Source organism: Sphaerisporangium rufum (assembly GCF_016863395.1).
GTDB classification, from domain to species: Bacteria; Actinomycetota; Actinomycetes; order Streptosporangiales; family Streptosporangiaceae; genus Sphaerisporangium; species Sphaerisporangium rufum.
This window is the reverse complement of the sequence record NZ_BOOU01000001.1, coordinates 85,351-100,185: the sequence shown is the minus strand read 5'-3', so window position 1 is coordinate 100,185 and position 14,835 is coordinate 85,351. Positions and strand designations below refer to the sequence as shown.

General features: G+C 74.6%; 14 protein-coding genes. 5 read left to right on the top strand and 9 right to left on the bottom strand.

Features of this window, described 5'->3' with window-relative positions; translation table 11 throughout:
* Positions 1-18 precede the first annotated feature (18 nt).
* A complete protein-coding gene (gene nucS, locus Sru01_RS00480) occupies positions 19-678 on the bottom strand; it encodes an endonuclease NucS (protein ID WP_203981774.1) in 660 nt (219 codons plus the stop codon).
* A gap of 98 nt (positions 679-776) precedes the next feature.
* On the opposite strand from nucS, the gene Sru01_RS00475 reads away from it, so the two are divergent.
* The 4 genes from Sru01_RS00475 (at position 777) to Sru01_RS00460 (ending at position 4,220) form a co-directional block, all read left to right on the top strand.
* Positions 777-2,261: a 3-hydroxyacyl-CoA dehydrogenase family protein gene (locus Sru01_RS00475; RefSeq protein WP_203981773.1), complete on the top strand. Its 1,485-nt coding sequence runs from the start codon at positions 777-779 to the stop codon at positions 2,259-2,261.
* Between the two features lie 42 nt (positions 2,262-2,303).
* A complete protein-coding gene (locus tag Sru01_RS00470) occupies positions 2,304-2,627 on the top strand; it encodes an Rv1322 family protein (protein ID WP_203981772.1) in 324 nt (107 codons plus the stop codon).
* A gap of 53 nt (positions 2,628-2,680) precedes the next feature.
* Entirely contained in the window at positions 2,681-3,388 is a 708-nt protein-coding gene (locus Sru01_RS00465) for an alpha/beta hydrolase (protein ID WP_203981771.1), read from the top strand.
* A 73-nt stretch (positions 3,389-3,461) separates the two neighbouring features.
* Positions 3,462-4,220, top strand: coding sequence for an SDR family NAD(P)-dependent oxidoreductase (locus Sru01_RS00460; RefSeq protein ID WP_203981770.1), 759 nt, complete (start codon positions 3,462-3,464; stop codon positions 4,218-4,220).
* Between the two features lie 171 nt (positions 4,221-4,391).
* On the opposite strand, the gene Sru01_RS00455 is transcribed toward Sru01_RS00460, so the two are convergent.
* Both Sru01_RS00455 and mce read right to left on the bottom strand, forming a co-directional pair.
* Entirely contained in the window at positions 4,392-5,684 is a 1,293-nt protein-coding gene (locus tag Sru01_RS00455) for a DivIVA domain-containing protein (RefSeq protein ID WP_203981769.1), read from the bottom strand.
* Between the two features lie 273 nt (positions 5,685-5,957).
* Positions 5,958-6,386: a methylmalonyl-CoA epimerase gene (gene mce, locus Sru01_RS00450; protein ID WP_203981768.1), complete on the bottom strand. Its 429-nt coding sequence runs from the start codon at positions 6,384-6,386 to the stop codon at positions 5,958-5,960.
* A 158-nt stretch (positions 6,387-6,544) separates the two neighbouring features.
* Here mce and Sru01_RS00445 point away from each other — a divergent pair, with 158 nt between their 5' ends.
* Positions 6,545-7,732: an acetyl-CoA C-acetyltransferase gene (locus Sru01_RS00445; protein ID WP_203981805.1), complete on the top strand. Its 1,188-nt coding sequence runs from the start codon at positions 6,545-6,547 to the stop codon at positions 7,730-7,732.
* A 23-nt stretch (positions 7,733-7,755) separates the two neighbouring features.
* Here the strand turns inward: Sru01_RS00445 and Sru01_RS00440 are convergent, their stop codons facing one another.
* The 6 genes from Sru01_RS00440 to Sru01_RS00415 all read right to left on the bottom strand — a co-directional run bounded on the left by Sru01_RS00440 (position 7,756) and on the right by Sru01_RS00415 (position 14,787).
* The gene (locus Sru01_RS00440) at positions 7,756-9,501 is read right to left on the bottom strand and encodes an ABC transporter ATP-binding protein (protein WP_203981767.1); all 1,746 of its coding nucleotides are present in this window, start codon (positions 9,499-9,501) and stop codon (positions 7,756-7,758) included.
* A gap of 61 nt (positions 9,502-9,562) precedes the next feature.
* Positions 9,563-10,852, bottom strand: a complete 1,290-nt coding sequence (locus tag Sru01_RS00435; RefSeq protein ID WP_203981766.1) for a serine hydrolase domain-containing protein — start codon at positions 10,850-10,852, stop codon at positions 9,563-9,565.
* Positions 10,849-12,027 (bottom strand): anhydro-N-acetylmuramic acid kinase, encoded by a 1,179-nt coding sequence (locus Sru01_RS00430; RefSeq protein ID WP_203981765.1) that lies wholly within the window; start codon positions 12,025-12,027, stop codon positions 10,849-10,851. Before Sru01_RS00430 ends, Sru01_RS00435 begins: the two co-directional genes overlap by 4 nt.
* A complete protein-coding gene (gene murQ, locus Sru01_RS00425; RefSeq protein WP_203981764.1) occupies positions 12,027-12,941 on the bottom strand; it encodes an N-acetylmuramic acid 6-phosphate etherase in 915 nt (304 codons plus the stop codon). The genes Sru01_RS00430 and murQ overlap by 1 nt, the downstream gene beginning before the upstream one ends.
* On the bottom strand, positions 12,938-13,822 hold the full coding sequence (locus Sru01_RS00420; RefSeq protein ID WP_239136651.1) for an ABC transporter permease: 885 nt from the start codon (positions 13,820-13,822) through the stop codon (positions 12,938-12,940). The genes murQ and Sru01_RS00420 overlap by 4 nt, the downstream gene beginning before the upstream one ends.
* Positions 13,819-14,787, bottom strand: a complete 969-nt coding sequence (locus Sru01_RS00415) for an ABC transporter permease (RefSeq protein WP_203981763.1) — start codon at positions 14,785-14,787, stop codon at positions 13,819-13,821. The genes Sru01_RS00420 and Sru01_RS00415 overlap by 4 nt, the downstream gene beginning before the upstream one ends.
* Positions 14,788-14,835 lie beyond the last annotated feature (48 nt).

Sequence of the window (14,835 nt, the reverse complement as noted above, 5' to 3'; positions counted from 1 at the left end):
CCCGCGGGCCGGGACGGGTCAGAAGAGGGTGTCGGTGCGTTCGATGCCGCGTAGCGCGTCGTAGTCGAGGGTGACGCACTCGATGCCGCGGTCGACGGCGAGCACCCGGGCCTGCGGCCGGATCTCCTGCGCGGCGAACACGCCCTTCACCGGCGCGAGCAGCGTGTCCCGGTTGAGCAGCTCCAGGTACCTTGTCAGCTGCTCGACGCCGTCGATCTCGCCGCGCCGCTTGATCTCGACGGCCACCGTGCCGCCGAGCCGGTCCCGGCACAGGATGTCCACCGGGCCGATGGCGGTGGGGAACTCCCGCCGGATCAGCGACCAGCCGTCGCCCAGCGTCTCGATGTGCTGGGCCAGCAGCTCCTGCAGGTGGGCCTCCACACCGTCCTTGCGCAGGCCGGGGTCGACACCGAGCTCGTGCGAGGAGTCGTGCAGGATCTCCTCGATGGTGAGGATCAGCCGCTCGCCGGTCTTGCCGTGCGTGACCGTCCAGGTGCCGCCCTCCTCGCGGAGCCGGCACGGCGGGCTCATCCAGTTGAGCGGCTTGTAGGCGCGGTCGTCGGCATGGACGCTCACCGAGCCGTCCCCCTTGATCAAGATGAGCCGGGGCGCCATCGGTAGGTGGGCGGTGAGCCGCCCCACGTAATCGACGCTGCACCGCGCGATGACCAGCCGCATGGACGCCAACCCTACCGCCTGCCCGTGGTCGCGGGGGGTGTCACCGGCCATCGGAGCGGGCTCTGCGAGACTGGCCGGCAGCGACGGAGGAGGATGGGATGGCACGCGCGTTCAGGACGGCCGGAGTGGTGGGGCTCGGCACCATGGGAGCCGGCATCGCCGAGGTCTTCGCCCGCGCGGGGCTGGAGGTGACCGGGGTGGAGGTCGACCCCGGCGCGCTGGAGCGCGGGCGCGGGCACCTGACCCGGTCGCTTGACCGGGCGGTGGGGCGCGGCCGGCTGACCGAGGCCGGCCGCGCGGAGATCATGGGCCGGATCACCTTCACCGACTCCCTGGCGGCCCTCGCCGGCGCCGACGTGGTGGTCGAGGCGATCCCCGAGGTCATGGACTACAAGCGGGCCCTGTTCGCCGACCTGGACCGGGTGTGCCGGCCGGACGCGGTGCTGGCCACCAACACCTCCTCCCTGCCGGTCACCGCGATCGCCGCCACCACCTCGCGCCCCGGCCGGGTGGTGGGCATGCACTTCTTCAACCCGGCCCCGGTGATGCGCCTGGTGGAGGTGGTGCACACCATGGTCGCCGAGGACGGCCTGGCCGCCGAGGTCGCCGAGCTGGCCCGCCTGCTGGGCAAGACTCCGGTGACCGTGGGCGACCGGGCCGGATTCGTGGTCAACCGGCTGCTGCTCGCCTACCTCAACCACGCCGCCACCCTGCTGGAGCAGGGCGTCGCCGCCGTGGGTGACATCGACGCCGCGATGCGGGACGGCGCCGGCCTGCCGATGGGGCCGTTCGCGCTGATGGACCTGATCGGCCTGGACGTCGTGTACGAGGTGTGCGAGGTGCTGTTCCAGGAGACCCGCGACCGCCGGCACGCGCCGGCGCCGATCCTGCGCGAGATGGTCACCGCCGGGCTGCTCGGCCGCAAGAGCGGCCGCGGCTTCCACGCCTACGGCGGTGCCGCGCCGGCCGCCGGTGTCGCCCCGGACGTCGCCCCGGCGGCGGCGCCGCCGGTCGCCTCGGCGTGCGTGCTCGGTGACGGCGCGGGCCTTTCGGCCGAGCTGGCCGCCGCGGGGGTGGCGGCCGCCGGGCCGGCCGACGCCGACGTCGTGCTGGCGGTCTCGCGGACCCCGGTCGTCGAGCACGCGGCGGGCCTGCCGCACCCCGACCGCCTGGCCGGCCTGCACCTGGTGGGCGACCGCGTCGCCGAGGTGGTCTCCACCGTGCTCACCTCGCCGCGGGCCGCGGCGGCCGCCGGTGACGTCGCCCGCGCCCTCGGCCGCACGCCGGTGCCGTGCGCCGACCGGGCCGGGTTCGTGGTGGAGGCGCTGCTGTACCCGTACCTGAACGACGCGGTGCGCATGCACGACGCCGGCTACGCCGAGATGGCGGACATCGACACCGCGATGCGGCTCGGCTGCGGCTACCCCGCCGGGCCGTTCGAGACGCTGGACGCCCTCGGGCCCGCCACCGTGCGCGACGGCCTGCGCGCCCTGTACGCCGAGTACCGCGAGCCGTCGTTCGCCCCGGCGCCGCTGCTGGACCGCCTGGTGACCGCCGGGGTGCCGGGGTTCCGGCAGTCCTGACGAATCCAGGAAGAACCCCCGCGACATGGACGTTCGCTGGATATGAGCCCCCGCCGAGCCCGCCGCGCCGAACCCTCCGACCGGCGTGGCCGCGCCGCGCCGCCGCCCCGGCCGCTGGACGCGGTGCTGCACGGCATGGAGCGCGTGGAGGAGTGGCCGGACGGGGACTGGAAGGTGCGCCGGGTGGCCGGCACGGCCCCGGGGAAGGTGTACCGCTGCCCCGGCTGCGAGCAGGAGATCGTCGGCGCGCTGCCGCACGTGGTCAGCTGGCCGAACTGGACCGGCGGCGAGGGGGAGCGGCGCCACTGGCACACCGCGTGCTGGCGTAAGCGCGCCGACCGCGGCCCCGGGCGGTCCCGCTACTGAGAACGCGACCGCCCGCGCCGGCCCGCGTAACCCGAGTGACCTGAGGAGGTCTGGTGGAGGAGATCCGCTCGTCGACCGTACTGCCCGCCGTGCGGCAGGACATCGAGTTGCACACGGCCGACGGCCTGACCCTGGTGGGCGAGCTCGCCCTGCCACCGGAGGGCCGCCCGGCGGCCACGCTGATCTGCCTGCACCCGCTGCCGACGGCCGAGGGCATGATGGACAGCCACGTGCTGCGCAAGGCCGCCTACCGGTTGCCCGCGCTGGCCGGGCTGGCCGTGCTGCGGTTCAACACCCGGGGCACCACCTCCGATCGCGGCACCTCCGAGGGGTCGTTCGAGGACGGCGAGGGCGAGCGGTACGACGTGGCGGCGGCGCTGGAGTACGCCGAGTTCCACGACCTGCCGAACTGCTGGCTGCTCGGCTGGTCCTTCGGCACCGAGCTGGCGCTGAAGTGGGGGCACGACCCGCTGGTGCGCGGCGCGATCCTGCTGTCGCCGCCGCTGAAGCGGGCCGGCGACGCCGACCTGGCCGCCTGGGCCGAGTTCGGCCGGCCGCTGGTCGCCCTGGTGCCGGAGTTCGACGACTACCTGCGGCCGCCGGAGGCGCGGGAGCGGTTCGCCGCCGTGCCGCAGGCCGAGGTGGTCGGGGTGGACGGTGCCAAGCATCTGTGGGTGGGCGAGCCGTACGTGCGCATCGTGCTGGACGAGATCGTCCGGCGGGTCAACCCGGCGGCCCACCCGTTGCCCACCAAGGTCTGAAGACCGGACCCGGCGGCGCGCCCGCCCGCGGCACCCATAGAATCTTATTCGGTTTTCCGATGAGGAGGGTGCCGTGCAGGCTTTCGATCTTTCAGGGCGGAACGCGTTCGTCACCGGCGCGTCGCGGGGCATCGGGCGGGCGATCGCCCTGGCCTACGCGGAGGCCGGCGCGGACGTCGCGCTGGTCGCGCGCTCGGCGGACACGCTGGCCGAGGTCGCCGCGGAGGTCGAGGCCCGCGGCCGGCGCGCCGTGGTGATCCCGTGCGACCTGACCGACCGCGACGCGTGCGAAGCAGCGGTGCGCCGGGCCGCCGAGGAGCTCGGCCACCTGAACGTGGTGGTCAATAACGCCGGCGGCTCGAACTTCATGGTCCCGTTCAAGGACCTGCGGCTGTCCGGCTGGGACAAGATCATGAAGCTGAACCTGGACTCGGCGATGGCCGTGTGCCACGCGGCGGCCCCCTACCTGCTGGAGCGCGGCTCCGGCTCGGTGATCAACGTGGCCTCGGTCGCCGCCCTCGGCGCGCCGTTCATGGCGCCGTACTCCGCCGCCAAGGCGGCGCTGGTCGGACTGACCAAGACCCTGGCGCTGGAGTGGGCCACCCAGGGCGTCCGGGTCAACGCGCTGTGCCCCGGCTGGGTCGCCACCGACCTGAACCGCTTCCTCTGGGAGGACGAGAATCTCAGCCGCTCCACCCTGTCGGGGGTGCCGATGAGCCGCTGGGGGACGGCCGAGGAGATCGCCGCCCCCGCGCTGTTCCTGGCCGCGGACGCCTCCGCCTACATGACCGGGCAGGTGCTGTTCATCGACGGCGGCATCAGCACCGCCTGACGCGCGCCGAACGCGCCGCCGGCGGGGCGCCCGGCCGCCCGATTCCGGGCGGGCCCGGGTGGCCGCCGTCTCGCCGGGCGATCGGCGGGTGACAACGAGGAGAGCCTGGCGACCGGGTGGTCGCCAGGCTCTCCGCCGGCCGTCCTCGATGCCCCTACGAGCGTGGCGGGGTTACTCCTGCCACCACTCCGACTCGTCGTCCGCCGGGGCCGCGGCCCGCTGCGGGGCGGCCGCGGGGACCGGCTTCTCGCTCACGCTGGGCGTCGGGGCCAGGGCCGGCTTGGGCGGGGCCGCCGACACGGCCGGCGCGTCGTCCATGCCCGGCAGCGCCGCGCCGCCGAGCAGCTGGCGCAGCTGGGCGAGGTGGCTGGTGATGCTGTCGCGCTGGCGGGTGAGCTCGTCCACCTGGCGCTGCGCCACCGACCGGTTGCGCTCGGCCTCGGACTTGGCGTCCGCGACGATGGTCTCGGCGTTGGACTTGGCGTCCGACACCAGCTGCTCGGCGTTCTTGCGGGCGTTGGCCAGCAGCTGCTTGGCGTGGGTGTCGGCCTCGCGGCGGGTCTGCTCGGCCTGCTGGGTGGCCTTGGTGGCCCGCTGCTCGGCGGTGGCGGCGCGCTGCTCGGCCTCGGCGACCAGCTTCTGGGTGGCCGCCTGGGCGGTGGCGTGGCGCTCGGACTCCTGGCGCTCGGCCTCCTCGCGCCGCGCGGCCAGCTGGATCTCGAACTCGGCCTCGTCCTGCGCCCGCTTGGCCTCGGACTCCTCCAGCACCCGCTGCGCCTGGGCCCGCATCTCGTCGGCCTGGCGCTTGGCGGTGGTGAGCACCTCGTCGCGCTCGCGCTTGGTCGAGGCGCGCAGCTGGGCGACCTCGCGCTCGGTCGTGGTGCGCAGCTTGGCGATCTCGCGTTCGGCGTCCGCGCGCTTCTCGGCGACCTCGTGGTCGGCGGTGGCCCGCAGCTTGGAGACCTCGCGCTCGGTGGTGGAGGTCAGCTCGTCGGCCTCCCGCTTGGCGGTCGAGCGGATCTCCTCCGCGTCGCGCTCGGCGGTGGTGCGCATCTCGTCGGTCTCGCGGGTGGCCATGGCGCGCTTGTCGGCCGCCTCGTTCTCCGCCGCCGCCCGCAGGTCGGCCGCGTCGACCTTCGCCGCCGCCTTGATCTCGTTCGCCTCGGACCGGGCCGCCTGCACCAGCTCGGTGGCCTGCTCCTCCGCCAGCCGCAGCAACTGCTCGATGCGGGCGCCGAGCCCCGAGTAGGTGGGGCGCTCCTGCTCCTGCAGCTGCCGCTGGGAGTCGGAAAGCTCGCGCTGCAGCGCCGAGAGCTGCTCGCGCGACTGCTGCAGCTCGGTGTTGATCTGCTTCAGGTGATCGTGGACCTGGTGCCGGTCGTAACCGCGGAGAACCACGTCGAATTCGCGCGTGGGGGCGTCTTCAAAGAAATTGTTCAGCTGGGCATCGATGTCGGACTGCATGAGGCTCGATCCTGGGTTGTCGAGACGGCTACACGGGCCGGACGGGGGGCGGACAGCCGAAGCGGGGACCCGCCCGCGACGCGCGCGCGCGAGCACTCGCAAGGCAGGAGCGTGCTGTCGCCCGCTCCTGGTTCCCTGTGCCCGGCTCGCCCATCCATGGCGGTGTCCACGTCCGGTGGTAGGCCAGCGTACTCCGGTGTTGCCGAATTGGAGGTCCCGTCAGACTTTCTGCGTGAGTTGTTACGAATAAGCCATTGTTGAGTTTCCTGCAGCTTAGAGCGGCCGCGGCGGCGCCTCGACGAGCTCTGTCAGGACTCCTCCCACGTCTTTCGGATGGAGAAACGCGATCGAGCTGCCCATCGCGCCGTGCCGGGGACGCTCGTCGAGCAGCCGCACTCCGGTGCCGCCGATCGCCGCCAGCGCGCCCTCGATGTCGGACACACCGTACGCCACGTGGTGCAGCCCTTCGCCGCGCCGGGCCAGGAACCTCCCCACCGGGGTGTCGGGGCCGAGCGGCTCCAGCAACTGGATGTAGCTGCCGCCGCCCTCACCGTCGGCCACGTGCAGCATGGCCTCCTTCACCCCCTGCTCCTGGTTCACCTCCCGGCTGACGACCGTCACCCCGAACGTCGCCTGATAGAAGGCGATCTTCTCCTCCAGGTCCCGGCAGGCGATCCCCACATGGTCGATTCTCAGCAGCACCGCGTGTCCTTCCGTCCGTGGATGGGCCCTCGCACCGGAGAATCTCCGGCGACGGGCCGCCTTCAGGTGAAGTGTTCCGTTCTAGGTATGGTGGCAAAGTCGCCGCCGACCCCATCATGGAGGCCATGGTGTCCGTTCCGTCCGCCACCCCGTCCGGCATGTCGCGATCCGTCATCGTGGCCGGGGCGCGCACTCCCATCGGCCGGTTGCTCGGCTCGCTGTCCGGCCTGTCCGCCGTCGAGCTGGGCGCCATCGCCATCAGGGCCGCTCTGGAGCGCGCGGGCGTCGCTCCCGAGCAGGTGCAGTACGTCATCATGGGCCAGGTGATCCAGGCGGGCGCCGGCCAGATCCCGTCCCGGCAGGCCGCGGTCAAGGCGGGCATCCCGATGACCGTGCCCTCGCTGACCGTCAACAAGGTGTGCCTGTCCGGCCTTTCCGCCATCGCGCTTGCCGACCAGCTCATCCGGGCCGGCGAGTTCGACATCGTGGTGGCCGGCGGCATGGAGTCGATGACCAACGCCCCGCACCTGCTGCCCGGGATGCGCAAGGGGGTCAAGTACGGCGGCGCCCAGGTGGTGGACGCCATGGCGCTGGACGGCCTCACCGACGTATTCGATCAGGTCTCCATGGGCGAGTCCACCGAGCGGCACAACACCCGGCTCGGTCTGGGCCGGGCCGAGCAGGACGCCTTCTCCGCCCGCTCCCACCAGCTGGCCGCCGCCGCGGCCAAGGACGGCCGGTTCGACGACGAGATCGTCCCGGTCACCCTGCCGCAGCGCAAGGGCGACCCGGTGGTCGTCACCGCCGACGAGGGCGTCCGGGGCGACACGACCGCCGAGACGCTGGCGCGGCTGCGCCCGGCGTTCGCCGCGGACGGCACCATCACCGCCGGCTCGGCCTCGCAGATCTCCGACGGCGCCTGCGCCGTCGTGGTGATGTCCCGGGCCAAGGCCGATGAGCTCGGCCTGGACTGGCTGGCCGAGATCGGCGCGCACGGCAACGTGGCCGGCCCGGACAACTCGCTGCAGTCCCAGCCGGCCAACGCGATCTCCCACGCGCTGGCCAAGCAGGGGCTCACCGCCGGCGACCTGGACCTGGTCGAGATCAACGAGGCGTTCGCCGCGGTGGTGCTGCAGTCGATGAAGGAGCTGGGCCTGCCGGAGGACCGGGTGAACGTCAACGGCGGCGGCATCGCGCTCGGCCACCCGATCGGCGCCTCGGGCGCGCGCATCGTCCTCGCCCTCGCCCACGAGCTGCGGCGACGCGGCGGCGGCACCGGCGCGGCCGGGCTGTGCGGCGGCGGCGGCCAGGGGGACGCCCTCATCATCACCGTCCCGCGCGGCTGACCCCGGAGCGCCCGCCGGGCCGCTCAGGCGGCGCGGCGGGCACCGGGGATGGCGGCGAGCAGCTCCCGGGTGTAGGGGTCGCGGGGCGCGTCGAAGATCTCGGCCGGGGTGCCGCTCTCCACGATCCGGCCCTCGCGCATCACGTGCACGTGGTGCGAGATCATGCGCACCACCGCCAGGTCGTGGCTGATGAACAGGTAGCCCAGGCCGAGTTCGCGCTGCAGCTCGGCGAGCAGTTCGAGGATCTGCGCCTGCACGATCACGTCCAGCGCGGACACCGCCTCGTCCAGGACCACGAGTTCGGGGGAGAGGGCGAGCGCGCGGGCGATCGCCACCCGCTGGCGCTGGCCGCCGGACAGCTCGTGCGGGTACCGCCCGGCCGTCGCGGCGGGCAGCGACACCTGGTCGAGCAGCCGGGCGGCGGCCGCGCGGCGGCTCGCCCGGTCGCCGACCCGGTGCACCCGGAGCGGCTCGGTGATCGACTTCTCCACGGTGTACCGGGGGTCGAGCGAGGCGTAGGGATTCTGGAAGACCGGCTGCACCCGGCGGCGGAACGCGAACAGGTCCCGGCGGCCGAGCGCGGCCAGGTCGGTGCCGTCGAACAGGATGCGCCCCGCGGTGACCTCCGTCAGGCCGAGCAGCAGGTTCGCGGTCGTCGACTTGCCCGATCCGGACTCGCCGACGATGGACACCGTCCGGCCGCGGGGCACGGTGAAGCTCACCCCGTCCACCGCGGTGAACTCGGTGACCGTGCCACCGGACCGCAGCGGGAAGACCTTGCGCAGGTCTTCGACCCGGACCAGCTCGCCGGCGCCGCCCGGTACGGTACCGGACGTGGTGCCGTCCGGGGCGGCGGCGAGCCCTCGCCCGGAGACACCGGGCCCGCCGGACGGGCCGGGTTCATCGGGAGCACCGGGACCGGCCGGTGGATCGGCGGCCGGACGGGCGGGCGCCGGCGCGGCGATGGAGCGCGAGGTCAGGCTCGGCGCCGCGGCCAGCAGCCGCCGGGTGTAGTCGTGCCGCGGCCGGGCGAGGATCTCCGCAGCCGGCCCGGTCTCCACGATCTCCCCCCGGTACATGACGGCCACCGTGTCGGCCCGCTCGGCGGCCAGTGCCAGGTCGTGCGTGATGAGCACCACCGCGGTGCCCATCTCCGAGGTCAGCCCGGCGAGCTGGTCCAGCACCCGGCGCTGCACGGTGACGTCCAGCGCGGACGTCGGCTCGTCGGCGATCAGCAGCCGTGGCCGGCAGGCCAGCCCCATCGCGATGAGCGCGCGCTGGCGCATGCCGCCGGAGAACTCGTGCGGGTACTGCCCGGCCCGGCGGGCCGGGTCGGGGATGCCGACCATCTCCAGCAGCCGGACCACCTCGGCGCGCGCGTCCCGGCCGGCGGCGCGGCCGTGCACCAGCAGGGCCTCGGCGATCTGGTCGCCGATGCGCATGAGCGGGTTGAGGTTGGACATCGGGTCCTGCGGCACCAGTCCGATGCCGGCGCCGCGCACCGCCACCATCTCCCGCTCGCGCAACCGGGCCAGGTCCCGGCCCTCGAAGAGGACCTGGCCGGTGGTGATCCGGCCGTTGTCCGGCAGCAGCCGGTTGACGGCGGCGGCCGTGGTCGACTTGCCGGAGCCGGACTCGCCGACGATGGCCAGCGTCCGGCCGGCCGGCACGTCGAGCGAGACGTTCCGGACGGCGGTGACCTCCCGGCCGCCGGTGCGGAAGGCCACCGAAAGGTCGCGGAGGGCCAGCAGCGGTTCGGTGCTCGTCATGGGGACCCCTGTCATCGGTGGCGTCGCGGGGGAGCGGGGCGGATCGTGGGGATCGTGGGGGTCATGGCCGGGCCTGGTCGATCTGGGCGGCGACCGCGGCCAGCAGGGCGTGCCAGAGCGCGTCGGTGGGCACCGGCGCGCCGGTGACCAGCAGGCGGTTGGCCGCCAGCACCAGGGCGATGTCCCGGCCGGGGACGAAGCCTACGGCGCACCCGACGTAGCCGGGGTGGCCGAGCACCGTGAGCGTCTCGCCGGCGGCGCGCAGCCGGTACCGGCGGAAGCCGGGGGACTGGCCCTCGTCCGGGCCGGGGGCGAAGAACTCCCGGGCGGTCTCCGGGCGGACCAGCCCGCCGAGCGGCTCGGGACCGGCCAGCGCGCCGGCGTAGCGCAGCAGGTCGGGCACGGTGGAGAACAGCCCGGCGTGCCCGGAGACGCCGCCGAGGGCATGGAAGGCGTTGCCGTCGGACACCTGCCCGTGCACCGGCCCGCGCCGCCACCGGGTGAAGTCGGCGGCGCGGTACGGCGTCGGGTACGGGCGGCCGGTGTCCAGCATCGCCATCTCCACCCGGTCGTCACGGGCGCCGGTGGCGACCTCGGTCCCGGCCGGGGCGGCGTACCGGGTGGCGGGCAGGCCGAGCGGCCCGGTGACCAGCGCGGCCACCGCCCGGTCCAGCGGCAGCCCGCTCGCCCGGGCGACGATCCGGCCCAGCAGCACGAACCCCAGGTCGGAGTAGTGGCGGGCGGTGCGCGGCCGGTGGCGCGGCGGCAGCTCCTCGGCCAGCCGCCCGGCCGCCTCGGCGTCGCCGCCCTGATCCGCCGCGATGTAGAGCGGCCACCACTCCCACAGCCCGGCCCGGTGCAGCAGCAGGTCGCGCACGGTGACCTCGTCTCCGCCGGCGAAGCGGGGCAGGTAGTGGCGCACCGGGACGTCCAGGCCGACCAGCCCGCCGGACACCAGCCGCATCAGCGCGGTGGTGGTGGCGAGCATCTTGGTGACCGAGGCCAGGTCGTGGTGGGTGCCGATCGTCATCGGCTCGGCACCGGCCCGCACGCCGCCGTCGAAGCGGGCCGTCCGGTGACCGGCGTGGCCGGTGAGCTCGAACCACGGCGTCCGAGCGGCCAGCACCACCCCGGCCGGCGGCTCGACCGCTCCCGGCCCGCCGTCCCGCGTTCCCGGCTCGCGGCCCGGTGCCCGCGGCGTGCCGGTCCGGGTGCCCGGGGCGCCGCCGGACGTGCCGGACTCCGCCCCGGGGGGTGCGGCCAGGTGGTGGCGCGCGCCGGCCGGGCCCGGCGGCACCGCCGGCGGCGGATGGACGACCAGGGAACGGGCCGCGTCGAGCAGCGCGTTCATCCGGCCGCCGGCGGGGCCAGCACCAGCGACCTGGGCGGCGCGGGCAGCGGCGCGGGCAGCGACAGCGGCCCGGCGCCGGGGGTGAGGCTGCCGAGGACCCGGGCGGCCAGGGCCCCCGTGCCGGCCGGTACGGTCCCCGGCAGCCCGTGCGCGGTGTGCCAGCCGATGAGCGCGAAGGCGATCGCCTCCTTGTCGTCGGCCGGCGCGCCGTACTCGTCCGACGGCACCACCCGCACCTGCGGCAGCGCGTGGCGCAGGCCCGCCATCAGCACCGGGTTGCGCACCCCGCCGCCGGAGACCACCAGCAGGCCGGCGCCGCTCGCCGCCACGTCGCGGGCCACGGTGCGCACGGTGAGCTCGGCCAGGGTGGCCACCAGGTCGGCGCCGCCGGTCTCCCGCCCGGCCCTGGCCAGCGCGTCGCGGACGTGGCCGAGGTGGAACAGCTCCTTGCCGGTGCTCTTGGGCGCGGGCAGTCGGTAGTACGGCTCGGCCAGCAGCACCTCCAGTAGCCGCTCGTCCACCGTGCCGGCCGCGGCCAGCCGGCCACCGGCGTCGAAGCCGCGCGGATCGAGCCCGTCGCCGGCCACCACCGCGTCCATCAGGGCGTTCGCCGGCCCGATGTCGTGGGCGGCCGGCCGGCCGGCGCCGTCCAGGACCGTCATGTTGGCGATGCCGCCGAGGTTGAGCGCGGCGGCGGTGCCCGGGTGCCCGGCCAGCAGCAGCACGTCGAGCAGCGAGACCAGCGGCGCGCCGTGCCCGCCGGCGGTGATGTCCCGGATGCGCGTCCCGGACAGCACCGGGACGCCGGTGCGCTCGGCGATCCAGGCCGGCTCGCCGATCTGCAGGGTGCCCAGGGCGTGCCCGCCGTCCACCCAGTGGTAGACGGTCTGGCCGTGCGAGACGATCAGATCGGCGGGCCCGGTGCGGGCCGCGGCCGCCGCGGCGGCCTCGGCGAAGCGCTGCCCGATCAGGGTGTCCAGCTCGCACACCTCGGCCATCGTGGTGGCGGCCGGGGGCAGCGCGGCGGCCAGCCGGGCACGCAGCTCCGGCGGGTAGGGGGTGCTCGCGGTGTGCTCGACGGTGCCGTGCAGGGCGTCCCCGGACAGGGCGAAGGAGACCACCGCCACGTCGATGCCGTCGTGCGAGGTGCCGGAGATCATGCCGATGATCCTCATCACGCCTCCCCGAGGGCGTCGCGCAGCCGCCCGCCGCCGGCCGCCAGCCGGGCCGCCGCCTCGGCCGGGCTCACCCCGAGGCGCAGCGCGACGACCGCCTGCTTGACGTTGTGGTCGTTGGCCGACAGGGCCGCGACCGCCTCCGGCCGCGCGGCGCCGGTGATGGCGCGCACGATGCGCACCGCCCGCTCGCGCAGCTTGTCGTTGGTGGGCTTCACGTCCACCATCAGGTTCCCGTAGGTCTTGCCGAGCTGCACCATGATGATCGTCGAGAACATGTTCAGCACCAGCTTCTGCGCGGTGCCGGCCTTCAGCCGGGTGGAGCCGCTGACCACCTCCGGCCCGACCAGCACCTCGATCGGGTGCTCGGCGGCCTCGCTCAGCGGGGTGCCGGCGTTGCAGGACAGCCCCACCGTCAGCGCGCCGAGGCCGCGGGCGTGCCGGACCGCCGCGATCACGAAGGGGGTGCGCCCGCTGGAGGCGATGCCGAGCACGGTGTCCAGCGGGCCGACGCCGGCGTCGTCGATCGCGGCCGCCGCGGCGTCCTCGTCGTCCTCGGCGCCCTCGCAGGCCGACAGCAGGGCGCTCGGGCCGCCGGCGATGATGCCGAAGACCTGCTCGGGCGAGGTTCCGTAGGTCGGCGGGCACTCCGAGGCGTCCAGCACCCCGAGGCGGCCGGGCGTGCCGGCGCCCACGTAGACGAGCCGGCCGCCGGCCTTCATCCGGGCGGCCGCCGCCTCGATGGCCGCCGAGATCTCCGGCAGCGCGCGGCCGACCGCGCGCGGCACCGAGGCGTCGGCGTCGTTCATGGTGGCGGCCAGGTCGGCGACGCTCATCCGGTCGATCCCGGCGAACCGGGGATCGGCCGCCTCGGTGGCGAGGTGGGCGAGCGGGGCCCGCGGATCGACGGTCAACGCTTTCCTCGGTTCCTTGGGTCGAAGGTGTCGCGCAGCCCGTCACCGAGCAGGTTGAGCCCGGCGACGAGCAGCACGACGACGACACCGGGCGCGATCATGGTCCACGGGGCGATCTGCACGAGCGTGCGCGCCTCGAAGATCATCGAGCCCAGCGAGGGCGCGGGCGGCGGGGTGCCGAGGCCGAGGAAGCTCAGTGACGCCTCGGTGAGCACCGCCCAGGACAGGGACAGGGCGACCTGCACGATGATGATGGAGGTGATGTTCGGCAGCACGTGCCGCAGCATGATCATTCCACGGCTCTGGCCGGTGCTGGTGGCCGCCTTCACGTACTCGATCTCGCGCAGCGACAGCACCGGCCCCCGGGTCACCCGGATGAAGATCGGCACGTACACGATGGCGATGGCGACCGCGACGGTGAACCAGTTGCGGTCGAAGACCGACACCAGCGACAGCGCCAGCAGCAGCGGCGGGAAGGCGAACAGCACGTTGGTCACCCCGCCGATCACCCCGTCGGCCGCGCCGCGGTAGAAACCGGCGACGAGCCCGCCCGCGGTGCCGAGCACGGCGGCGAAGGCGACCGCGACCACCGAGATGAGCGCCGAGGCGGCCACCCCGGCCGCGACCCGGGAGAAGACGTCCCGGCCGAACTGGTCGGTGCCCAGCAGGTGCTCTCCCGACGGCCCGAGCAGCCGCGCCGGCGGGTCCTGCGCGACCGGATCGTAGGGCAGCAGGCCCAGGAAGGACAGCGCGGCCAGCACGGCCGGCACCGCGATCAGCACCAGCCCGGCGATCCCCGATCCGCTGCGCACCAGCCCGCGCAGCCGGCGCGCCCGCGGCTCGTCCACGGCGGCCGTCTCGGCGGTCGTCCCGGCGGTCACGAGGCGCGCACCCGCGGGTCGATGACCCGGTAGAGGGCGTCGGTCAGCAGGTTGACCACGACGAAGGCCAGGGCGATCACCAGCACGGTGCTCTGCACCACCGCGTACTCCTTCTGCTGGATGCCGAGCAGCACCTGGCGGCCGATGCCGGGCACCGAGAAGATCTGCTCGACCACCACGGCGCCGCCGAGCAGGTAGCCGAACTGCAGGCCGGTCATCGTGGTGATCGGGACGAGCGCGTTGCCCAGCACGTGCCGGATCTGCAGCCGCCGCGGCGGCACGCCCTTGGCGCGCGCGGTGCGCACGAAGTCGTCGGAGCGGATCTCCAGCACCGCCGTGCGGGTGGTCCGCTGGATCGGCGCGGCGATGCCGAAGCCGAGCACCAGGGCGGGCAGGAACATCTGCTGGAGGTTCAGCCCGGGGTTCTCGGCGAGCGTGGCGAACCCCTGCCCGTTGGGGTTGAAGCCGTAGGAGGACGCCAGCACCGACAGCAGCGTCGTGGCCAGCAGGAACGCCGGGATCGACAGCCCGGCGAGGCTCACCAGCTGGCCGAAGGCGTCGCGTGGCGCGTCCGGCCGGGAGGCGGCGAGCATGCCCAGCGGGACGCCGATCAGCAGGGCGAGCACGATGGACAGCACGGCCAGCTCCAGGGTCACCGGCAGCGAGTGCAGCGTCAGGTCCAGCACGCTGCGCTGGGCGCGCGCCGAGTAGCCGAGGTTCCCGGTGAGCACGTTGCCGATCCAGGAGAAGAACTGGGCGACCAGCGGCCGGTCCAGGCCGTAGTAGCGCTCCAGCGCCACCCGCTGGGCCGGGCTGAGCGCGGCCGCCTCGGTGCCGAGCCCGGCGGTGATCTGGTCGCCGGGGATGGCGCGGAGCATCACGAACACCAGCACGGCCACGCCGGACAGCGTGCCGGCGATGCCCGCGCCGCGCCGCGCGGCGCGGTGGTGGATGATCTTACGCAACGTGCCTCCGGTCCTGGTCCGCGGGACGCCGGCCCGGCGTCCCGCGTC

What these genes read in the sequence shown, in the direction of transcription:
- Sru01_RS00430 (WP_203981765.1), bottom strand. Translation starts at nt 12,027, where the DNA reads ATGAGGATCATCGGCATGATCTCCGGCACCTCGCACGACGGCATCGAC.
- Sru01_RS00470 (WP_203981772.1), top strand. Translation starts at nt 2,304, where the DNA reads ATGAGCCCCCGCCGAGCCCGCCGCGCCGAACCCTCCGACCGGCGTGGC.
- Sru01_RS00455 (WP_203981769.1), bottom strand. Translation starts at nt 5,684, where the DNA reads ATGCAGTCCGACATCGATGCCCAGCTGAACAATTTCTTTGAAGACGCC.
- Sru01_RS00445 (WP_203981805.1), top strand. Translation starts at nt 6,545, where the DNA reads ATGTCGCGATCCGTCATCGTGGCCGGGGCGCGCACTCCCATCGGCCGG.
- nucS (WP_203981774.1), bottom strand. Translation starts at nt 678, where the DNA reads ATGCGGCTGGTCATCGCGCGGTGCAGCGTCGATTACGTGGGGCGGCTC.
- Sru01_RS00440 (WP_203981767.1), bottom strand. Translation starts at nt 9,501, where the DNA reads ATGACGAGCACCGAACCGCTGCTGGCCCTCCGCGACCTTTCGGTGGCC.
- Sru01_RS00475 (WP_203981773.1), top strand. Translation starts at nt 777, where the DNA reads ATGGCACGCGCGTTCAGGACGGCCGGAGTGGTGGGGCTCGGCACCATG.
- Sru01_RS00435 (WP_203981766.1), bottom strand. Translation starts at nt 10,852, where the DNA reads ATGAACGCGCTGCTCGACGCGGCCCGTTCCCTGGTCGTCCATCCGCCG.